At 30.5% G+C, this 2,209-nt stretch carries 2 protein-coding genes; both read right to left on the bottom strand.

Translation table 11 applies throughout. The features are described 5' to 3' along the window. Positions 1-191, bottom strand: a 191-nt coding sequence (locus B2X73_RS01770) for a cysteine peptidase family C39 domain-containing protein (protein ID WP_291095611.1), incomplete at its 3' end; no start/stop codon positions are given. A gap of 1,770 nt (positions 192-1,961) precedes the next feature. After that, positions 1,962-2,165, bottom strand: coding sequence for a hypothetical protein (locus B2X73_RS01775; protein WP_291095613.1), 204 nt, complete (start codon positions 2,163-2,165; stop codon positions 1,962-1,964). Positions 2,166-2,209 lie beyond the last annotated feature (44 nt).

Below are 2,209 nucleotides of genomic sequence, written 5' to 3' on the forward strand. Positions count from 1 at the left end.
GCAGCCTGAATAAGGCCGAGCATTGTTGTCCCATCACTATTAGTACCACTAGCTATTCTTAGATCTTCAGAGAAAGATTCACCTCCATGCCATCGAATTACCGTTTGTAAAGCAGCTATCCCACAGTCAGACTGGTCTTGTTGTCTAACTAATATTTTTCTTAATTGTTGGAAAGTATACTTTTTAATCATTATCGTTTCCTGTAATTTTTAGTCTTTAAATTCATTTATAATTTTACCTATTTTAACGATGCCCTCAAATTTAGAAATGAATCTCCCTCCCTTCTCGTATAAAATTGTTGTAGGTGTAGTTGAGGTTCCAAATGTTTTAGGGAAAACCAGATTTCTATCCGATAGAAGGTATAAATTTGGGTATCTATTTAAATTTAATGCTGTATAATATTCTTTTAATATATCTTCATGTGCAGTTGAAACTAGTAATATAGTTATATTATGGAAGCGATTATGATCTTTTAAAATATCTTTAACCTGTTTATTGCAAAAGTGACAATTTGGATCTATTTGGATAAGACAGGTGGAATACTCATTAGAGTTTTTTTTAATATTTAAAATGATTATTGTTAGCAATATCGAAAAATGAAATATCAGGCATGTATTCAATATTATCTCGGGCAAGCTTTTTTTTATGTAATTTCTGGAAAGTAAAATATAATACCGTACCGATAATAGATAGAAATAAAATCAAAATAATAGAGGTTAAGTATTTCCTTTGCATACAGTGTTAATTGGTGATGTAGAATTTCCGCATTAAACGTTTGTTAAAATGAGGCAGACTATTTTGAAATTAAGGAGTCGAAAATGTTACTGAGAAAAACATTACAAGAGTTATCCAGAGAGCAAGTGCGGGAATGTAAGATTTTACAATCAACGACAATGATTCATTATAGTTAATTTTTGTGATTCGATAAATACCAAATGCTAATATGAACCAGTAGCTAACCTCAAAAAGATTTATTGTTTGAAATGGATAAATCCAAAGTGGGTCTATCTCCCTTGGGTTAATTAACTGAATTAAAGATAGCGGGTAGAAATATTCGATGTCTTTTATGTTGATGTTATTGATTTCAAGTTGAATCCAAAAGATCTTAATGAGTAATGGAATTATAAAGATGAAATCTGCCTTTATGGAAATATTAAATAATTGCTTGAATTTTACTTCGTATCCTGACAATGTAGTTCCGATGAATAAAAAAAAACTAACAATAAACACTCTTATTAATATAGTAAGTATTATTAAAAAGTATCCGAGCCAAGCATATTTATCTACATTTTTTAATAAACTTTTTATTTCAGTCTCAGAAAGTTGTTCTCTTAAATTGTTTATATATAGCGTTTTGCTTGGAGATATATTAGCCATGTAAAATGAAATACCCATATACGATAGCAATAATAAGGCTAAAATAATTGAATTGTTCTCTAATAGCTTTTTTATCGAATTTTTGATCATATATTTATTTATGTGTAGTTATTTTTTTTTTTTATTCTTATGAGAGAAGATATTAAAGAAATGATTGATGGGATTATTAGAATAATTATATTTAATATAGGTTGTTCTACAATCTTAACCTTAAAAAATAACAAAATTACAGTTAATAAATATAGAATTAATTCAATAATATCATATGAGTATTTTTTTATTAAATATTGAATGTGATTTTTCATAAATGCAAATATATGTATTAATGAAAGCCTCAAAGCAAGGCTTTCATTAATGAACGTTAAAAGAATGTGAATTAAATAAAGGCGCAACCCACAGTTGTTCCAACTCCTGCAGCTCTCAGACCCCAGATCGCAATAGTGCTACCTCCGAACGTAACGAGGCTAAGTGCGATGCTAGCTCCAAAACATGCGCCAGTTAAAAAATCGTTCATTTTACTTCCTCCCGAGAGGTTTTCTACTTCGTAAGAATTTAATTTTCTCATTTTTTTAATATTTAAGTGTTTAACTAACTGCACAAGCAAATCCTGTTACCCCTCCAAAATAGGCTGAAAGGCCACCTGCAACTGCAAATCCAATTCCACCAGTTGCTATTCCGGCCACAATAAATACAGCGCCCGCCCCGAGCAGAGCACCTGAAACGTGACAACTATTTACCGCCTTTCCTCCATAAAGAAATGCAGATTCTTCAAGGTTTAATTTTCTCATAAAACGATCTGATTTGTAATTGTGTCACTTGCGTCCTAAACGTT

Origin of the sequence: Empedobacter sp. UBA7252 (assembly GCF_002472765.1) — a bacterium.
Taxonomy (GTDB): Bacteria; Bacteroidota; Bacteroidia; order Flavobacteriales; family Weeksellaceae; genus Empedobacter; species Empedobacter falsenii_B.